The sequence below is a fragment of the uncultured Lacinutrix sp. genome (assembly GCF_947500605.1).
Lineage (GTDB): Bacteria > Bacteroidota > Bacteroidia > Flavobacteriales > Flavobacteriaceae > Lacinutrix.
In genome coordinates this window covers 1-209 of sequence record NZ_CANMSJ010000039.1, presented here as the reverse complement: position 1 = coordinate 209, position 209 = coordinate 1, and the positions used below count along the sequence as shown (strand labels likewise).

The 209-nt window shown below is 42.6% G+C and carries 1 protein-coding gene; it reads left to right on the top strand.

Annotated features, from left to right (window positions below):
- Positions 1-209 (top strand): hypothetical protein (locus tag Q0935_RS15885; protein WP_299388363.1); only part of this gene is annotated, 209 nt, incomplete at both ends.

The following is a 209-nucleotide window of genomic DNA, read 5'->3' as shown; positions in this document are numbered from 1 at the left end:
TATACAATAACAGGAACGGGAGGTTGCGCAGATGACACAGCAACAACAGAAGTTACTGTAACCACAGCAGCAGATGCGGGAACATTATCAGGTGTTCAAGCAATTTGTTCAACAGGAACAACAACAATAAGCAGTGATGGTGATACCGGAGGAATCTATACAAGTTCTAATACAGCAGCTGCAATAGTAGACAGTGCATCAGGATTAGT